Below are 1,422 nucleotides of genomic sequence, written 5' to 3' on the forward strand. Positions count from 1 at the left end.
TCATCGCATTTTTGCCATTCATATTGGTTTAAATGTGATGAAGTTTATTCAACTTTCTCGTTTAAAGCGGGCCTCTTTTCAATTGGCTTTTGAACCTGATCTCAAGATTATTGAGATTGCATTACAAGCAGGGTTTGACAGTCCAGAGGCATTTACTCGTGCATTTAAGCGTTCATTTGATCAAACTCCTCGAGCTTTTAGAGATAAACCAGACTGGGAATCTTGGCATCAGAAGTTTGTTTTTACGATTCCGAAAAGTGAGTTAAAAATGAATGTAAATATTGTTGAGCGACCTGCTGAAAAGATTGCATATTTATCGCATTTAGGAAGCCCTGATAAAGTCTTTGAAACGGCTGCACGTTTTATTGCTTGGCGCAAAGAAACAGGTTTATCACCTGTAACCATGTCTAGAACTTATGGTATTCCATTTGCTGACCCTGAGCAGAGACCTTCTGATGAGTTTCGATTTGATATTGCCGGTTCAATTGAAAAAGCTGTACCTGAAAATAGTTACGGCGTACAGACAGGTGAAATTCCTGCGGGGCGTTACGCAACCGTAAGACATTTTGGTAGCCATGACCAGATTAAAGATAGCGTCTATTACATCTTTAGAAACTGGTTACCTGAGCAACCAGAAGAAGCGGGGGATTTTCCAATATTCTTTCACTATCACAACTTTGTACACGAAGTGAAAGAGTGTGACCTTGTTACCGACATTTACTTACTTTTAAAGTGAGTCTAGTGTTATTCAGGCATAACTTAAGTTATGCCTGTTTGTCCAAAAGTTTGATATCTGCATATTGTTCAATCAGGTTAGCATCTAGCATATGGATATAATCCATAAATATGCTACTAAAACTGCCCATCGTTTGAGCTTGATTTGCAGCAAGTTTACCTGCAATTGCAAAATGAATATGAGCTGAAAGAGCTGCAATGGTTGGTGTCGTCACGGCGCTATATGCAGCAATTAATGCACCCAAAGCGCAGCCAGTTGCAGTAATTTTAGGTTGTAAAGGACTTCCGCCGTTCACTTGAATTACAGCATCAACTTCGTTAGACAAAATGTAATCTGACTCACCTGAAATAGCGATACAGTCCGCATGTGCTAATAGTGCATAAGCCTGTTGATAGGCCTGATCACTACTTAAGGTACTATCCACACCTTTAGATTGAACTTGGTTGCCTGCTAGCGTACTGATTTCTGAGGCATTACCACGAATAACGTTTGGCTTGAACTGTAAAAGCTCGTCTGTCATTTGACTGCGCCAAGCTAATATTGGCCCATAGCCCACCGGATCGAGTACCCACGGAATTTCATTAAGCGGTGCGGTCTTGGCAGAGATTTGCATGGCTTGCATTTGCTCTGAAGTCGGTGTGCCTAAATTAATACTTAAAGCCGATGAAATTTTGGTAAAACTTTCT

Annotated in this window: 2 protein-coding genes; one reads left to right on the forward strand and one right to left on the reverse strand. The window is 40.5% G+C overall.

Annotated elements, in window-relative coordinates:
- Positions 1–736, forward strand: a 736-nt coding sequence (locus VXQ92_RS17835; RefSeq protein WP_416682706.1) for an AraC family transcriptional regulator, incomplete at its 5' end; no start/stop codon positions are given.
- 28 nt (positions 737–764) lie between these two features.
- On the opposite strand, the gene VXQ92_RS17840 is transcribed toward VXQ92_RS17835, so the two are convergent.
- On the reverse strand, positions 765–1,422 hold a 658-nt coding region (locus tag VXQ92_RS17840; RefSeq protein WP_416682707.1), incomplete at its 5' end, for a hydroxyethylthiazole kinase.

It is taken from the genome of Acinetobacter sp. 228, assembly GCF_048147885.1.